Genomic DNA, 17,526 nt, shown 5'->3' with positions numbered 1-17,526 from the left:
ACTCAAGAAGCCAGTGGCGATACTTGCCAAAGCCCGTTCTGCTGAATCAATTGCCGGTCGCAGTCCGCTTCACGGGCGGCGGCCAAAGGTTGTCCAGGCAAGGCCTGAACGACACGCTGACCCTCACTGCGCAACTGGCAAACCTGCTGCCAGAGTGCCGCATCCGTACTGTCAGGCATCCAGATACCGCCAGACGGTAGCTCGATCTCAGCACGCCCCAGGGTCACCAGGGTTTTCAAATCGGTGGAGAAGCCGGTTGCCGGGCGGGCACGACCGAAGTCGGCGCCGATGTCGTCGTAACGACCACCCTGAGCGATGGATTGACCAACACCCGGTACGAATACAGCGAACACCACACCGGTGTGGTAGTGGTAGCCGCGCAGTTCGCCCAGATCGAAATACAGCGGCAGCTCCGGGAAGCGCGCGGACAGACGCTCGGCGATCGCCAGCAAGTCATCCAGTGCAGCCAGAACCGGGGCCGGGGCCTTGGCCAGACGCTCACGCGCCGCCGCCAGGACTTCACGACCGCCACACAGGTCGACCAACGCCCGCAGCATGCCCGACAGATCGGCAGGCAAGCCTTCGGTCAAGGTAATAACCTCGTCGATGGCCTTGCGTTGCAGCGCATCGAACAACTGCTGCTCAACTTCGCCCGACAAACCGGCGGCGCGCGCCAGGCCGCGGTAAATACCGACATGCCCCAGGTCCATGTGCACATCCGGCACATCCGCCAGTTGCAGCATGGCCAGCATCAAACTGATGACTTCGACATCACTGCTTGGGCTACCGTCGCCGTACAACTCGGCACCCAGTTGAATCGGGCTGCGCGAGGACGACAAGGCGCGCGGCTTCGCATGCAGCACGCTGCCGGCATAGCAGAGACGGTTCGGACCTTCGCGTCGCAGGGTGTGCGCATCGATGCGCGCCACCTGTGGCGTGATGTCGGCCCGGAAACCCATCTGACGACCCGACTGAGGATCGATCACCTTGAAGGTACGCAGGTCCAGATCCTGGCCCGCGCCGGTCAGCAAGGATTCCAGGTACTCGATATGGGGAGTCACGACAAACTCGTAACCCCAGCTCTGGAACAGATCCAACACCTGACGACGCGCGACTTCAATACGCGCAGCTTCCGGTGGCAGTACTTCTTCGATGCCATCTGGCAGCAGCCAGCGGTCTACCGTTGCCATTACGCCAATCCCCTATGATCCGGGCAGCCAGCCTTTGGGCGAGCCTTGAGTGAAGCAGAAAATGACCGGCCCAGCGCAAACCACGCGCATGAGCGACGTGGCGAAAAGCCTGAAACGGGCTTCGCCGACCACTTTCCTCGTAAAACCTTTCGAGCCATAGCGCTCGGGCACCTGCATAAAACAGCAATCAAACATGCAGACGCAAAAAAGCCGGGAATTTCCCGGCTGCCGCATCATACACACGTTTTCCCAAAGGATCACCCCGCCAGAGGTTTTAGCCGCCCGGCGGAGGATGATTCAGGTCAGCGTCGTATCAAGGCTTGGCTTTTTCCAGGTAATGGAAGAAGTCGCTGCTTGGGTCAAGAACCATGACGTCAGATTTGTTCGCGAAGCTTTCACGGTAGGCACGCAGGCTACGGTAGAACGCGTAGAACTCCTGATCCTGACCGTAGGCCTTGGAGTAGATCGAAGCGGCCTGGGCATCGCCATCACCACGAATCTCTTCAGATTCACGATAGGCTTCCGCCAACAACACGCGGCGCTGACGATCGGCATCGGCACGAATGCCTTCAGCCAGCTCGTTACCCTTGGCGCGGTGCTCGCGAGCTTCACGCTCACGCTCGGTGCTCATACGCTCGAACACACTGCGGTTCACTTCTTTCGGCAGGTCGATGGTTTTGACCCGGACATCCACAACTTCGATGCCCAGCTCTTTTTCAGCCATCTTGTTCAACGACGCCGTGATATCCGCCATCAGTGCATCACGCTCACCCGACACGACTTCGTGCAAGGTGCGCTTGCCGAACTGGTCACGCAGCCCGGATTCGAGACGACGGGACAGACGTTCGTCGGCGATCTGCTTGAGGCCGGAAGTCGCGGTGTAGAAACGCTCGGCGTCCTTCACGCGCCACTTGGCGTAGGCATCGACCATCACGGCTTTCTTCTCCAGCGTCAGGAAGCGCTGTGTCGGTGCATCGAGCGTCATCAGGCGTGCGTCGAATTTGCGCACCTGGTTAACGTAAGGCACTTTCACATGCAGGCCTGGCTGAACATCGGTCTGGACCACGCGACCGAACTGCAGCAACACCGCACGCTCGGTCTGAGCCACGATGTAGAAGCAGTTCCAGGCAGCGATCGCCACGACGACGCCGACAATAAGGGCGATCAGCGATTTATTGCTCATCAGCGACTCTCCCTGGTACGTGCTTGCTGTTGCTGCAGATCAGCTGCCGCACGCGCATTCGCTTCATTGCTGCTGGCAGCGGCGCCGGTCACCGGAGTGCTGGTGCTGCGACCACTTTCGACCATCTTGTCCAGAGGCAGGTAAAGCAGGTTGCTCTGGCCATTCTTGTTGCCGGTCACGAGAACCTTGCTGGTATTGCTGAAGACTTCCTGCATGGTGTCCAGATACAGACGCTGGCGGGTAACTTCAGGTGCCTTGCGATACTCGGCGACCAGTTTGGTGAAGCGATCGGCCTCACCCTTGGCACGCGAGACGGTTTCGTCACGGTAGCCATTGGCGTCTTCGAGAATGCGCTGGGCCTGACCACGGGCTTCCGGCACGACGCCGTTGGCATAGGTTTCGGCCTGGTTACGCGAACGCTGCTCGTCTTCACGGGCGCGGATCACGTCATCGAAGGCTTCCTGGACTTCACGCGGTGCCGCTGCGCTCTGTACGTTGACCTGGGTGACCGTGATGCCGGTGCGATACGTATCCATGAAGCGTTGCAGACGCTCCTTGATCTCGCTGGCCATCAATTCACGACCTTCGGTCAGCACCTGGTCCATCGCGGTGGAACCCACCACATGGCGCAGTGCGCTGTCGGTCGCGTGCTGCAGGCTGACTTCCGGCTGATCGACGCTCAGCACGAAGTCCTGCAGGTTGCTGATCTTGTACTGCACGGTCAGCGGCACTTCGACGATGTTCTCGTCTTCAGTCAGCATCTGGCCCTGCTTGGTGTACGCACGCTCACGCGTTACGTTTTCCATGTACTTCTTGTCGATCGGCGGGAAGTAGATGTTCAGACCCGGGCCGACCGTTTCGTAGTACTTGCCGAAGCGCAGCACCACGGCTTGCTCCTGCTCGTCGACGACATAGACCGCGCTGTACAGCCATACGGCCGCCAGAACGACCAGGCCGATGCCGAGCAGGCCGCCGAAGCCGCCACTCTTGCCCGAACCACCACCGTCGTCACCCCGTTTCTTACCACCACCGAACAACCCGTTCAGGCTTTCCTGCAGCTTTCGGAAGGCCTCGTCGAGATCCGGTGGTCCCTTGCGGTCGCCGTTATTGCGACGCTTGCCACCCCAAGGATCCTGATTATTCGAGTTGCCACCCGGCTCATTCCAAGCCATAGCGCTCTCCATCTGATAAAGCAAAGACGCACCCACGGCGCGCCGACCAATGCTACAGAATGCCTGTCACCACGGCACAACCGCTTTCTCAGGCTTTTATTGCAAAGTGTGTTGCTCGATGAACTCCACCGGTTGCAAACCCTCACGACTCACCAGCCGATTCAACTCGGATCGTGGCAAGCGAACGGCCAGCAAACTGATGCCTTCGTCATCGTGTTCTTCCTTTTGTACCGCACCGAGTTCAAAAAACTGCGCACGCAGTCGGGCGAATCGTTGCGGCAAGCGCAAGGTGCCAACAAACAAATCACTGCCAAGCAACTCGGCAATGGCTTGCTCAAGCAATTCCAGGCCAGTGCCATCACGCGCCGACAGCCAGACCCGCTGGGGCTTGCCGTTTTCGTCGCGCTGGATTTGTGGCTCAACGCCTTCAAGCAAATCGAGTTTGTTATAGACCTCGAGGATCGGCAAGTCCTGGGCGCCAATCTCGCCCAGCACCACCATCACCTGCTCGATCTGCAACATGCGATCCGGTTCGGCCGCATCGATCACGTGCAACAACAGATCGGAATTGCTCGACTCTTCGAGGGTAGACCGAAATGCCTCGACCAGCTTGTGGGGCAAGTGGCGAATGAAACCTACGGTGTCCGCCAGGACAATCGGCCCCAGGTCGTCCAGATCCAGACGGCGCAGGGTCGGGTCCAGCGTGGCGAACAATTGGTCAGCCGCGTAAACGTCGGATTTCGTGACGTTATTGAAGAGCGTGGATTTACCGGCGTTGGTATATCCCACCAGCGATACGGTAGGGATATCCGCACGCATGCGACCACGTCGCGACTGTTCGCGCTGGCTGCGCACCTTCTCCAGCCGGCCCTTGATCTGTCGCAGGCGAACCCGCAGCAATCGACGGTCGGTTTCGAGTTGGGTTTCACCCGGCCCACGCATGCCGATACCGCCACCCTGACGCTCAAGGTGCGTCCAGCCACGAACCAGCCGGGTGCTCATGTGGTCAAGCTGGGCCAGTTCGACCTGGAGCTTGCCTTCATGGGTACGGGCGCGCTGGGCGAAAATATCGAGAATCAGACCGGTGCGGTCGATCACGCGACACTCGAAAACACGTTCGAGGTTACGTTCCTGGCTGGGCGTGAGGACGTGATTGAAAATCACCAGATCGGCTTCTTCGGCTTTTACCAGGTCGCGCAATTCCTCGACCTTGCCGCTGCCAATCAGGAATTTGGCGGTTGGCCGATGACGCGGCACGTTAAAAAACGCAACGGTCTCGGCGCCGGCCGAATTAGCCAATTCCTGAAACTCCTGCGGATCTTCGCGCGCCTCAGGGTCCTGTCCATCCAAGTGAACGAGGATGACTCGCTCACCACCACCGTGGCGCTCAAAGAACAAAGGAGACTCCTATCAGGCGTTACCTGGCTCAGCGTCACCTGCTTCGGATTCGGTTGCGCTAGGCAGACGAATTGGACGAACCGGCACCACTGTAGAGATAGCGTGTTTGTAAACCATTTGGCTGACGGTGTTTTTCAGCAGGATGACGAACTGGTCGAACGACTCGATCGTGCCTTGCAGTTTGATACCGTTGACCAGGTAGATGGACACCCCAACTTTCTCTTTACGTAAAGTATTCAAGTAAGGGTCTTGTAGCGAATGCCCTTTTGACATGTGCCGCACTCCTTTAAGGATTCAATATAAAAAATAGGTAAACAGATGGCTTTGGCCGTCACACCCCCAAGGATAGACGGCAATTGCAAGGACTCAGCTCAATATGGAGATGGTCCCCAGGTATTTCAAGGCGCGCGGCAGATTGTCGCAATCCAGGCTGTCCAGCCAGTGTAAATCAGCCCAACTGCGCAGCCATGTGAACTGGCGTTTCGCCAACTGGCGCGTGGCAATGATTCCACGCTCCTGCATCTCGGCTGACGTCAGCTTGCCATCCAGGTAGTCCCAGACCTGGCGGTAGCCTACTGCACGTATAGACGGCAACCCGGCATGCAGGTCACTTCTCTTGCGCAGGGCTACGACCTCGTCAATGAATCCCTGTTCCAACATTAAAGTGAATCTTTGTTTAATTCGCTCGTGCAGTACCTGACGATTTGCCGGAGCAATGGCCAAGTTCGCGACAGTATAGGGCAATTGTTGCCGTCCCGAAGCGGCTGCTTCAGTACTTTGCGCAGATTGTTGCAAGCGTAGTGCAGTCATGCTTTGACCGCTCACGCGATAAACTTCCAGTGCTCGACTCAAGCGTTGCGGATCGTTCGGATGAATTCGCGCCGCGGACACCGGATCAATCACTGCCAACTGGTCGTGCAGGGCTTGCCAGCCAAGGCGTGCAGCCTCTTCCTCGATTTGCGCGCGGACGTCGGGATCAGCCGCCGGCATTTCTGCCAGCCCTTCGAGCAAAGCCTTGTAGTAGAGCATCGTGCCGCCTACCAACAGCGGAATTTTTCCCCGCGCAGTGATATCGGCCATGGCTTCGAGGGCGTCACGGCGAAAATCCGCGGCCGAATAGCTCTCGGCCGGGTCGAGAATATCGATCAAACGGTGCGGAAACTCTGCCAACAGCTCTTTCGACGGCTTGGCGGTGCCGATGTCCATGCCACGATAGACCAGCGCCGAATCGACGCTTATCAGTTCGCAAGGCAGGACCTTGGTGAGTTCGATGGCCAGGTCGGTCTTGCCGGCGGCGGTCGGGCCCATCAGGAAAATCGCAGGTGGGAGCTGGCTCATCAACGACCGCGCAAGAACAGTTTGTCCAGATCGTCCAGGCCCAGTTGGGTCCAGGTCGGTCGGCCATGGTTACATTGACCGCTGCGTTCGGTGTTTTCCATGTCACGCAGCAGACCGTTCATTTCCGGCAGGGCCAGACGCCGATTCGCACGAACCGCGCCATGACAAGCCATGGTCCCCAGCAGTTCGTTGATGTGCGCCTGAATGCGATCGCTGGTGCCGTACTCCATCAGGTCAGCCAATACATCAGCGACCAGGCGGTTGGCTTCCGCCTGCTTGAGCAGTGCCGGAATCTGCCGAATGGCCAGGGTTTCCGGGCCAAGACGCTGCAATTCAAAGCCCAGACGCTGGAACCAGGAGACATGTTCTTCAGCACAATCGGCTTCACGCTGGCTGACTGCCAGCGATTCCGGCACCAGCAGCGGTTGGCCGCTCAGGCCTTCGCTGGCCATCGCAACCTTCAAGCGCTCGTACATGATCCGTTCGTGAGCGGCATGCATGTCCACCAGCACCAGGCCTTGGGCATTTTCCGAAAGAATGTAGATGCCCTTAAGCTGCGCCAGCGCGTAACCCAACGGCGGAATATCATCCTGCCCCGCGGGCAGCGCGACGGCATTGGCCTCGGGCAGCGGAGCGAAAAACTCGCGATAGGCCGCTTGCGCTTCAGCCACGGGTACACCGGACTGCGGACGTGGCGTGTATTGATACTGGTAACCGGCGCCAGCGCCTGAACCGGCAGGCGTATTGAACGAAGGCTGAGCCTGCGGTTGCTCAAGCAGTGCATTGGCGGCCAGGCGCATTTCGCCCTGGGGACCGAATTCTCCGGCATCCAGACCGGTCGGCCGGACGATGGCCGTCGCCACCGGCGCCGCCAGATGGTCGTCCGGCCGCACATCGCCCAAGGCACGGTGCAAAGTACCGTAGAGGAAATCGTGGACCATGCGCCCTTCGCGGAAACGCACTTCGTGTTTGGTCGGGTGCACGTTGACGTCGACACCTGTCGGATCAACCTCGAAAAACAGCACGAATGTCGGATGCCGGCCGTTGAACAGCACGTCGCGATAAGCCTGGCGCACCGCGTGAGCCACCAGTTTGTCGCGCACCGCACGACCGTTGACGAAGAAATACTGCAAATCCGCCTGGCTACGGTTGAAGGTCGGCAAACCGACCCAGCCCCACAGGTGCAGACCATTGCGCTCGATTTCGATCGGCAGCGCCTGCTCCAGGAACCCCGGCCCGCAGATGGCCGCCACGCGCCGGGCACGGGCCGCGTCATCGTGGGCCTCATGCAGGCTGAGAATGGTTTTACCGTTGTGCCGCAAATGGAACGCCACGTCGAAACGCGCCAGCGCCAGACGCCTGATCACTTCTTGCAGGTGATCGAACTCGGTTTTTTCGGTTTTGAGAAACTTGCGCCGCGCCGGGGTGTTGAAAAACAGGTCGCGCACTTCCACTGAGGTGCCCACTGGATGAGCGGCGGGCTGCACGCGAGGCGCCATGTCGCGGCCTTCGGTTTCCACCTGCCAGGCCTGATCGGCATCGCGGGTGCGGGACGTCAGGGTCAGGCGCGCCACAGAGCTGATCGACGCCAGTGCCTCACCACGAAAGCCCAGGCTCATCACCTGCTCGAGGTCTTCCAGGTTGCGAATCTTGCTGGTGGCGTGACGCGCCAGCGCCAGCGGCAGGTCGTCGGCGGAAATCCCGCTGCCGTCGTCGCGCACCCGCAGCAGTTTGACGCCGCCCTGTTCGACATCGACATCGATTCGTTTGGCGCCGGAGTCGAGGCTGTTTTCCAGCAGCTCCTTGATCACCGACGCCGGACGCTCCACCACCTCACCGGCGGCAATCTGGTTCGCCAGCCGCGGGCTGAGCAGCTCGATGCGAGCGCTATTGTTCACGACCTGGTTCATTCTTTGGCCGCCAGGTCATTGCCCGGAATGGTCAGGTGCTGACCGACCTTCAGCTCATCGTTCGACAGATTGTTCGCATTGCGCACAGCAGCAGGCGACACCTGATAGCGCACGGCGATCATCGCCAGCGTTTCGCCCGGGTTTACCCGGTGATCACGCGGACCTTGAGCGATCTTGCCCGAGTCACGCAGCCAGGCAATGTAAGTGCCCGGTGGCGGATTTTGCTGGAAGAACTGGCGCACGCCGCTGCTGATGGAACGTGCCAGCGCTTGCTGGTGGCTCGATGCCGCGAGTTTCGAGGCTTCGTTGGCGTTGGAGATAAACCCGGTTTCCACCAGGATCGACGGAATGTCCGGCGACTTCAACACCATGAACCCGGCTTGTTCCACGCGTTGTTTGTGCAATGGCGTAACCCGGCCGATGTTGCTCAAGACTTTCTGCCCGACGTTCAGGCTGGACGTCAGGGAAGCGGTCATCGACAGATCGAGCAGCACGCCGGCGAGCATGCGGTCCTTGTCATCAAGGCTGACGTTGCCGGCACCGCCGATCAGGTCGGAACGGTTTTCGCTGTCTGCCAGCCAACGTGCGGTCTCGGAGGTCGCTCCGCGATCAGACAAAGCGAATACCGATGCACCGAACGCAGCGGCCGAAGGCGCGGCGTCGGCGTGGATCGAAACGAACAGATCGGCGCCCTTCTTGCGGGCGATTTCAGTACGCCCGCGCAAGGGGATGAAATAGTCGCCAGTGCGGGTCAGTTCGGCGCGGAAGCCTTTTATGCCGTTGACCTGGCGTTGGGTTTCGCGGGCAATCTGCAACACCACGTCTTTTTCACGCTGACCGCGAGAGCCGGAAGCCCCCGGGTCTTCGCCACCGTGACCGGCGTCGATCACTACAATGATGTCGCGTTTGCCGGCCGGGGCTGGCGGCAATTTGATTGCAGGCTCGGTCGGCGTGACCGGCACGGCAGGCACCGTGGCGACCGAAGGCGTTGGCGCTGGCGGCGGCGCGGCATCGGCCGGGTTGTCGAACAGGTCGACCACCAGTCGGTTGCCGTACTGGGCATTCGGGGCCAGGGAGAAGCTTTTTGGCGTGACGGCCTTTTTCAGATCGATGACCACCCGCAGGTCGGTCGGCGTACGCTGGGCCGAGCGCATGGCAGTGATCGGCGTATTCGAGGTGTTGACGTTCAGCGGCGCGCCAAGGCTGGCGCCATTGATGTCGATGACCAGGCGATCGGGAGCAGACAGGGTGAAGACGCTGTGCTGTACGGGACCCGTCAGGTCAAACACCAGCCGCGTGTTGTCCGGCGCCCGCCACAGGCGAACACTGTTGACCTTCGATTCGGCCACAGCGTCGACGGTCACCGCCAAAAACAACATCCCTACGGCAGCAACCAACGCGCGAAAGCGCATACCTAACCCCATCATCTATTTGGATTCCAATGCCAAAGCGGCACACCAGGCTTCGCCACGCGAACCCTGGGATAAAATTGTCAGCGAACGTCCGCTGTCTTGCGGGCTAATGGTAATGGTCAGGTCGGGCTTTGGCAAAAAGCCTGCACCTTTATCGGGCCATTCGATCAGACACAGGGCGTCATCTTCGAAGTAGTCGCGGATACCAAGGAATTCCAGCTCTTCGGGGTCGACCAGTCGATACAGGTCGAAATGGAAGGCGCGAATGTCACCGATCTCGTAAGGCTCGACCAGGGTGAACGTCGGACTTTTCACCGCCCCGACATGGCCCAGGCCACGGATGATGCCCCGCGACAGCGTGGTTTTACCCATGCCGAGATTACCCTCGAGAAAAATCAGACCGTGCCCTTGAGTCGTCTGAGCGATACGCGCGCCAAACGCGGTCATCGCTTCTTCATCAGCCAGGTACAGGGTTACTTCAGACACGGTGCTTGCTCCTCCAACAACTGACGAATGGCTGGTATCAGATCACTGGCCGCCAGCCCACGGCCGAATTTACCCTGTTGCGCACCGGCATTGGCGTGCAGCCAGACCGCCAGGCAAGCTGCGTCGAACGCTGCCATGCCCTGAGCCAGCAACGCGCCGACCAGCCCGGCCAACACATCGCCCAAACCGGCGGTGGCCATTGCCGGGTGCCCCTGATGGCACACGGCCAACCGCCCGTCGGGGCTGGCGATCAAACTGCCGGCGCCTTTGAGCACAACCACGGCTGTATATTTTTTGCTCAATGCATGGGCTGCTGCAGGACGATCCGCCTGAACCTGCGCCGTGCTGATCCCCAACAAGCGTGCCGCCTCACCCGGATGCGGGGTGATGACGCAATCCTTGGGCAACACCACACGCGCCTCGGCCAGCAGGTTCAGCGCATCGGCGTCCCAGACTTGCGGTAACGGCGCGTTGGCGGCGGCGGACAACAAGCTGCGCCCCCAGCCAGCCTGCCCAAGTCCCGGCCCGACAACCAGCACGGAAACTTTTTGAAGCAAACCCATTAACTGATTGGCTGATGAGGCGCCCAAAACCATCGCTTCGGGGATTCTGGCCAGCGCGGCGGGTACATGTTCGCTGCGGGTCGCCACCGAAACCATGCCGGCGCCGCTGCGCAGTGCACTTTGCGCACTCAGCAGGATCGCGCCGCCGAAACCGCGATCACCACCGATCAGCAGTACATGGCCGAACTTGCCTTTATGGGAAGCCGGTGCGCGGGAGGCCAGACGCGGAAGATTGTTGGCTAACAAGCGACGGGCACTGATCGGTGCCCCCTCAAGCAACTGCGGGTCGGCGTGCAGATCATTGAAAACCAGCTCGCCCACCACGTCCGCCGCATCGCCCGTGAACAATCCCAGTTTCAAACCAATGAACGTGACCGTCAGGTCGGCTCGCACTGCATCCCCCAGAATGCGACCGGTATCCGCGCACAACCCGGATGGAATATCCACCGCCACCACGGGCAGCTCGACGGCATTGATCGCACCGATAGCGCTGCGGTATGGCTCGCGCACTTCGCCGGTCAAACCCGTGCCCAGCAAGGCGTCCAGTACAATGCCGCGCAACTCGGACCCGGCTGCCCAGTGTTCAATGAAGACTTTTTCAGATACAGCCTCGGCATGTGCCAATGCCGCATCGCCCTGCAAACGCTGCGGATCGCCCACCGCCAGCACCCGCACGGTCCATCCGGCACGTCGAGCCAGAACCGCCACCAGATAGCCGTCGCCAGCATTATTGCCATGGCCAGCCAATACGCTTAACTCGCTTGCTGCCGGCCATTGGCGGACCATTGCACGCCAGGTGGCCCGGGCCGCGCGCTGCATCAATTCGAAGCCCCTGGTGCCGGCCGCGATCAGGCTCGCATCGAGTGCTCGCACCTGGGCGGCGCTGTACAGCGCGTCGGGTAATTCATCTTTAGTGTGCGGCATGCGTCTTCGGGCTCCGATGTCTGGCAGAATTATACGCACCTCAGCTCCGGTTTCTCTCGCCTCATGCCCGCTATTACTACAGATCTGCCCGCCCTCGCCCAATCCATCAAGGATTGGGGTCGTGAGCTGGGCTTTCAGCAAGTCGGCATCAGTGGCCTCGACCTGGCCGAGCATGAGCAACATCTGCAGCGCTGGCTCGAAGCCGGCTATCACGGCGAAATGGACTACATGGGTGCCCACGGCAGCAAACGTTCGCACCCGGAAGAACTGGTGCCGGGCACTTTGCGCGTGGTGTCGCTGCGCATGGACTACCTGGCCGGCGACACGCAAATGGCGAAAGTGCTGGCCCAACCGGAAAAAGCTTATGTCTCGCGTTATGCCTTGGGCCGCGATTACCACAAATTAATTCGCAAGCGCGTGCAACAACTGGCAGAAAAGATTCAAGCCGTCATCGGCCCCTTCGGCTACCGCGCCTTTGTCGACAGCGCCCCGGTGCTGGAAAAAGCCATCGCGGAGCAAGCCGGCCTGGGCTGGATCGGCAAAAACACCCTGGTCCTGAATCGCAAGGCCGGCAGCTATTTTTTCCTCGCGGAACTGTTCGTCGACTTGCCGCTGCCGGTGGACTCGCCCCACGCCACCGAACACTGCGGCCGCTGCACCGCGTGCCTCGACATCTGCCCGACCAATGCCTTCGTCGGCCCCTATGTGCTGGATGCCCGGCGCTGTATTTCCTACCTGACCATTGAACTCAAGGGTGCGATTGCCGAAGAACTGCGGCCGTTGATCGGCAACCGGGTGTTCGGTTGCGACGACTGCCAGATCGTTTGCCCGTGGAACCGCTTCGCCCGTCCGTCCGGGGAAAGCGACTTCAAGCCACGGCACAACCTGGACAACACTGAACTGGCCGAATTGTTCATGTGGGACGAGGACAAGTTTCTCAGCAGCACCGAAGGCTCGCCGTTGCGGCGCGCCGGTTACGAAAGTTGGCTGCGCAATCTGGCAGTGGGGCTGGGGAATGCGCCTTCAACGATTCCGGTGCTGGAAGCGTTGAAGGCGCGACGGGAGTATCCGTCGGAAATGGTCAGGGAGCATGTGGAGTGGGCGTTGCGTCAGCACCTCTCTCGCAGCGCTTAGCGTAAACAGAAACCTGCCGGGGCTGTGGCACATCAATCTCCTGCCCTATCCGACGCTTTAAGCACCCTTTATTGTATGGCTGATCTTGTGAAGCGTCACAACTCGTGTGTCCCTGTTGGCGGTGAACAACAGTCGCAGTCCTGCATTGAGTCTGATTTCGGTATACCCTGAATTGTTGATTTTCGTTTTAGGATCAGCCTTTCTTACGTCGAACTTGATCATCTCGTTGAACTTGGTGTGTTTGCCGACTTCCATAGCGGCATCTTCCGGCGACAACCCTTTATCCCTGATTAGGTTTTTGAACTGGAAGAAACGAGCGAGAGACGAACCCTCCAACTTTTCAAAACCCGGAAGATTGCGCGGCGTCGTGTATGTCCACCTTGCAGCAGCCGCCTCTGTGGCCTGGGTGGTTGACCCAGCCCTCTCGATCCCGGCGGATGATCCTGCCTTCGCTCTGCCGCTCATCCCGTTTTTCATCGCCCGTGCGGCCCGTGCGGGGTCACCACTCAACGGTGCCCTGAGCTTTCCAGCGACCTTGCTGGCCCCCTGAAGCGTAGCCCCGGCACCCGCTACAGCAGATGCCACACCCAGCCCCAGACTCACATAGCCAAGGATGTCACCCAACTCCGATTGCGGCGCTACTTCGTGTGCAACTGCACTCGCGATGCCCGTGACTCCCGAAGCCAACGCTAATGTCAGGCTGGCGATCGCCAGCGGTGTGGTGGCGCCAAAGGTCAGGATGCTTGCCGCGATGCTAACTATCGAAAGACCAATCCCCAAACCAGACTGCCAGGAAACGTGTCCGGTCGGATCAACCCGATTGATCGGGTCGCCGAGGCAGTAGGCGTAAGGATTCAGTCCTCCGGCACCAAACGGGCTCAGGTTGTCCGGACTGAGAAAGCGCATCAATGTCGGGCTGTAGGCTCGATACCCGTTGCCCAACAGGTACAGGCCGGTCAGCGGATCGAGTTGCTCACCATTGAACCCTGCCAGGCTGAACACCCCGCCCTCCGCAGGACGAAATCCGTAGGGACTGTAGGCAATTTCGCTACGCTGCGTATCCGATACGATGGTCAATACGCTTTGTTGCAGGTCTGTAACGACCTGCTGAACGCCAACGTCCGATCGCCGCTCACCCAGCAGCAGGCCGGACTGACGCCAACAGGTACGCAAGTCGCTGCCATTGATCTCATTGATGACGCGCCCTTCGTGATAGAAGCGCTGTGCAAGAGTGCCCGCCGGTCCAGACAGCTCAACCAGGCGATCGCGCGCGTCGTAGTGATAATCGCGGATCACAGCGCCTGTCGCGGTGGCGATTCGCGTTAACCGGCCAAGCGGGTCGTAGCTGAGCGAACGCGCCAGGTCATCCTTGATCATTTGGCCGTCGGCGTCATATTCCAGTGTGACGAGGGCGGGATAATCGGTGTGGGAATGGCGCACCTCGATCAGTTGGCTCGGATCAACAGCGCTATAGGTAAACGTCGCCAGGTTGTCGCCACCGGGAAACTCGGTACGTACAGTGACAATGTTGTCCAGCGCATCGAACACATAGTGCTGACTGACGATCTCTTTGCCATAAGGATCGCGTGGTCGCTGCGATCCGTCACAGGTGTAGCCACTGAGCCGGCCGCGCTGATCGTAAGTGAAGTGCTCGTCGCGCAACACCGTTTCACCGCTGCTGAGCACCTTCTGCGCCAGCTTTCCATCCAGGGAGTAACTCAATGCCTGGGTTTGCGCGGCGATCCCGTCGATCACAAACGTGCGCGATGTTTCTCGCCCCAAATCGTCGTAAGTCAAACGAGTCTCCAGGGAGCGTCCGGTTTGCCTGTCCTGTGAATCTATGCGCTCCAACAAGCCCAATGCGCCATAGACCAAGTCTGCTTTGAGCGCCCCCTGCTCAAATGATACGGCTCTCCCCCAATCGTCGTAGCCGGTTTTGTGTTGATTGCCCAGCACATCGGTATAGGTCAGGGGTCGCCCGCCGAATGAGTAGGTATAAGAGGCCGTCTGGAGTTGGGCGCCGACAGTGATCTCATTCTTGAGTCGGCCGGAAGGGTAATACTCGAAACGGGTTTCACGCCCCTGCTCTATGCAGCTCGTAGGCTGTCCGTGCGACGGGCTGTAGGTGTAATTGGCGACTGAACCGGTCGCCTTGCGTTGCAGCAATCGCCCACCGAAATCGCGTGCGTAATCAAACTCGACTCGCTCACCACTGGCGCTTTTCTGCCACGTCGGCTGCCCGGAGCCTCCCTCGTAGCCGGCACTGCACGTGCGCCCACCGATGGTGCTTGCAGTCAAACGGCCCAGCCCATCGAACGTTTGCTGCCCAAGGCTTTGACCAGACATTTTCATCCGGGTGGGCAGCGTCTCGGGGCTGTGGATTGCGAACTCGGTTTCCACGACATGTCCGTCCGGCAACTCGCTTCGGCACAGTCTATTGAACACGTCGTAACCAAACGTCGTTCTGTTGCCAACCGCATCCGTCTGACTGACCGCTCGGCCCCATCCGTCATAACCATGAACGATCTTGCCCAGGCTTTGCTCTTTGCGGTCGAAAGCCTCGACAGTGTCCGGTTTTCCGAAATCATTGAAGCGGGTGATGGATTTGCCCATGCCCTCGAACCAATATGTCTCGGTACGTGTAACCGGATCGTAAGTGCGATGCTCTTTGCGCCCGTCAGGATGGATCGTGGTTTTGACCTGCCCCCAGTCATCGTACTCAAAAGTGGTTGTCATCGGCCGGGCGACCTCCTCCCACCAATCGGTGTGCGTTTGCTCTATCAGTCGTCCGAGACCGTCGTGGCGCGCGGCGAAGATAACGCGCGCATGGGCTATGGCTGCTTTGTCAGGGCTATCGCAATCCTGCTCTTCAATCCCGATGATGCGACCGAGTCCGTCGTAGGCAGTCGTTTGTAAAACGCCTGCCAGATCGGTTGAATGCATCGTCGCCGGCGCTTCGTGGCTGGCTGCCTGGTAAACCGTATGGCTCGTCGCTGCATTTGGCGTACCTGCCGATACGGTCGTGCTGAGGATCCGTCCAATGCTGTCGTATTTGAAACGGGTAACGCCATCGTCTTCGCTTCGTTCGGAGCGTTTCATTCCGTTCAGCGCGGAAAATGTCTGCAATGAAGTCGTGCTGGCACCATCAAATCCGACGGTGGTGATACCCAGCGTCAAAATATCCTGAGCAATGCTGTACTGATGTTCGGAACAAGTCTTGAGGCCGTTCATTTCAAGCGTGCGGTGACTCAAGAGTCCATGACGCGTCGAGTCTTGCGGCGTGTCGAAATAAGTCAGAATGCAGCTTGAACGCAACGTTTCACTCTTATCGGCCAGCTCATAAAGCTTTTCCTCAACAGGCAGGATCATGGAGCATTGCGAACCATTGAGGCCCTTGTGGAGCGCGTAGCGAAAACGCGTGACCGTCGTGCTGGCCGCAACATCGCTCGATGCCGGAATAACTGTCCGCTGTTTAACATAACGAATGAAACCTGAAGTGTCGGCTGGGCACCCATCCGCCCCTGTGACCGGATAAAACTCGGAAACAGTGGTCACACCGCTGGGCTCGACCTGCTTGATCAAATTACCGAAACTGTCGAACTCCGTAAGGGTGACTTCGTCGCGAGAATGACCAGTCTTCGAGTTCTTGTAACGTCGCGTCATCGCGCGCGGCAAGCGGAATTGCGGTGGCTGCCCGGCGATGCTCTTTCCGGGCTCCAGAGGGTATTCCATCAGATCTGACGTCACTGCATCAGCGCACGTTGTGGTCTGGGACTGCAGTAGGTGAAATCTGTTGTAGGTCCGTAATGTCGAATGATGAATCTGACCGTCCAGCATCAGGTTTTCAGTCGATGTATAAACATAGTCGGAGGCGGCGGCATCCAGATTGTCACCCTCCTCGGACCAACTGAACTCGCCCCCAAAACCCAAAAAGTTGGCGTCCGAGAACGCATACTCAGTCAGGATGGCTGGCTGACCGTACTGCGGGTATACCTTATGCGAGCTGACGCAGGGCATCGAATGCATAGGCGCCAAGGGTGGAAGCAAATGCCCATCCTCGGTATAGCCGATGACCTCCCGCGCACCCCGCGGTGAATCGACTTGAGTGAGACAACCGAGACCACCAATGATTTCGTATTGCAGCGTCCATTCTTCGCCTGTCGGCAAGCGAATGGTTGAAATGCGTTCGTCTGTCAGAAACAAGGTAATGCGTGTTTCGGCTACTGTACCCGGGTACTGAGTGAGCGTGACCTGATTGTCACTGGCGGCAACTTTCAATAATAAACGTTGCTCGTCTCTCACCTCGCTCAGGACTGGCTGTTCGTTATAAGTGACATATCGGAGGAAGATACTTGCGCCGTTGGCTGCCATGATCTGCACGGGTATGGCACTGCCGCTTTCCTCATGAATTTTCAGGGTTTCCCGTGTCCCGTTTATATTGAGTAAATGAAAGTGATCGACATCGGGCCTGGTCACTTTTACAGTATTAAGTTTTTGCTCTGCGAATATCAAGCTCGACTCGAGTTCTGTTGCCTTATAGCGTTCCCCTGTTGACAACGTCATGATTTTGTTCAATGTGTCATAACGAGACAACGCGATTGACCACCCTGTTCCAAAACCGACATTAACCACATTCAACGGATTAAACTGAAGTACGACATCCAACGACAGCCCCATTGCGCTTACAGAGGTTATTTCTCCCAAAGATAATGAAAAGGTGTAAATCCCGGTTCTGGGGTCAACGCCCCCCTGGAGAAAACTGTTGAAATTAAATGCATTGGAGTACAAGGAATTCATTTGCTGAGCTTGCATTAAA

At 59.0% G+C, this 17,526-nt stretch carries 12 protein-coding genes; 1 reads left to right on the top strand and 11 read right to left on the bottom strand.

Translation table 11 applies throughout. The features are described from left to right. Positions 1-2: 2 nt before the first annotated feature. The 10 genes from D8U73_RS06135 to D8U73_RS06090 all read right to left on the bottom strand — a co-directional run bounded on the left by D8U73_RS06135 (position 3) and on the right by D8U73_RS06090 (position 11,576). Complete coding sequence (locus D8U73_RS06135) at positions 3-1,190, bottom strand: ATP phosphoribosyltransferase regulatory subunit (protein WP_130903972.1); 1,188 nt, start codon at positions 1,188-1,190, stop codon at positions 3-5. A gap of 313 nt (positions 1,191-1,503) precedes the next feature. Continuing rightward, complete coding sequence (hflC, locus tag D8U73_RS06130; protein ID WP_008064109.1) at positions 1,504-2,373, bottom strand: protease modulator HflC; 870 nt, start codon at positions 2,371-2,373, stop codon at positions 1,504-1,506. Beyond that, positions 2,373-3,545, bottom strand: coding sequence for an FtsH protease activity modulator HflK (gene hflK / locus D8U73_RS06125; protein ID WP_056852376.1), 1,173 nt, complete (start codon positions 3,543-3,545; stop codon positions 2,373-2,375). Before hflK ends, hflC begins: the two co-directional genes overlap by 1 nt. Positions 3,546-3,641: 96 nt before the next feature. Next, positions 3,642-4,943 (bottom strand): ribosome rescue GTPase HflX, encoded by a 1,302-nt coding sequence (gene hflX, locus D8U73_RS06120; RefSeq protein ID WP_056852375.1) that lies wholly within the window; start codon positions 4,941-4,943, stop codon positions 3,642-3,644. 12 nt (positions 4,944-4,955) lie between these two features. Beyond that, positions 4,956-5,216, bottom strand: coding sequence for an RNA chaperone Hfq (gene hfq / locus D8U73_RS06115; protein WP_007902656.1), 261 nt, complete (start codon positions 5,214-5,216; stop codon positions 4,956-4,958). A 93-nt stretch (positions 5,217-5,309) separates the two neighbouring features. Continuing rightward, entirely contained in the window at positions 5,310-6,281 is a 972-nt protein-coding gene (miaA, locus tag D8U73_RS06110) for a tRNA (adenosine(37)-N6)-dimethylallyltransferase MiaA (protein ID WP_130903971.1), read from the bottom strand. Continuing rightward, positions 6,281-8,179, bottom strand: a complete 1,899-nt coding sequence (gene mutL / locus D8U73_RS06105) for a DNA mismatch repair endonuclease MutL (RefSeq protein ID WP_177435515.1) — start codon at positions 8,177-8,179, stop codon at positions 6,281-6,283. Before mutL ends, miaA begins: the two co-directional genes overlap by 1 nt. An 8-nt stretch (positions 8,180-8,187) precedes the next feature. Beyond that, the gene (locus tag D8U73_RS06100) at positions 8,188-9,618 is read right to left on the bottom strand and encodes an N-acetylmuramoyl-L-alanine amidase (protein ID WP_130903969.1); all 1,431 of its coding nucleotides are present in this window, start codon (positions 9,616-9,618) and stop codon (positions 8,188-8,190) included. After that, positions 9,619-10,089: a tRNA (adenosine(37)-N6)-threonylcarbamoyltransferase complex ATPase subunit type 1 TsaE gene (tsaE, locus tag D8U73_RS06095; protein ID WP_056852371.1), complete on the bottom strand. Its 471-nt coding sequence runs from the start codon at positions 10,087-10,089 to the stop codon at positions 9,619-9,621. After that, the gene (locus D8U73_RS06090; RefSeq protein ID WP_130903968.1) at positions 10,077-11,576 is read right to left on the bottom strand and encodes an NAD(P)H-hydrate dehydratase; all 1,500 of its coding nucleotides are present in this window, start codon (positions 11,574-11,576) and stop codon (positions 10,077-10,079) included. The genes tsaE and D8U73_RS06090 overlap by 13 nt, the downstream gene beginning before the upstream one ends. Before the next feature lie 63 nt (positions 11,577-11,639). Here D8U73_RS06090 and queG point away from each other — a divergent pair, with 63 nt between their 5' ends. Further along, positions 11,640-12,710: a tRNA epoxyqueuosine(34) reductase QueG gene (gene queG, locus D8U73_RS06085; protein ID WP_130903967.1), complete on the top strand. Its 1,071-nt coding sequence runs from the start codon at positions 11,640-11,642 to the stop codon at positions 12,708-12,710. A gap of 57 nt (positions 12,711-12,767) precedes the next feature. Here the strand turns inward: queG and D8U73_RS06080 are convergent, their stop codons facing one another. Next, the gene (locus D8U73_RS06080; protein WP_130903966.1) at positions 12,768-17,522 is read right to left on the bottom strand and encodes an RHS repeat-associated core domain-containing protein; all 4,755 of its coding nucleotides are present in this window, start codon (positions 17,520-17,522) and stop codon (positions 12,768-12,770) included. Positions 17,523-17,526: the final 4 nt, after the last annotated feature.

Origin of the sequence: Pseudomonas sp. Sample_22 (assembly GCF_004307635.1) — a bacterium.
GTDB lineage: Bacteria > Pseudomonadota > Gammaproteobacteria > Pseudomonadales > Pseudomonadaceae > Aquipseudomonas.
The sequence above is the reverse complement of the archived record's forward strand: the minus strand, read 5'-3'. Positions and strand labels throughout refer to the sequence as shown.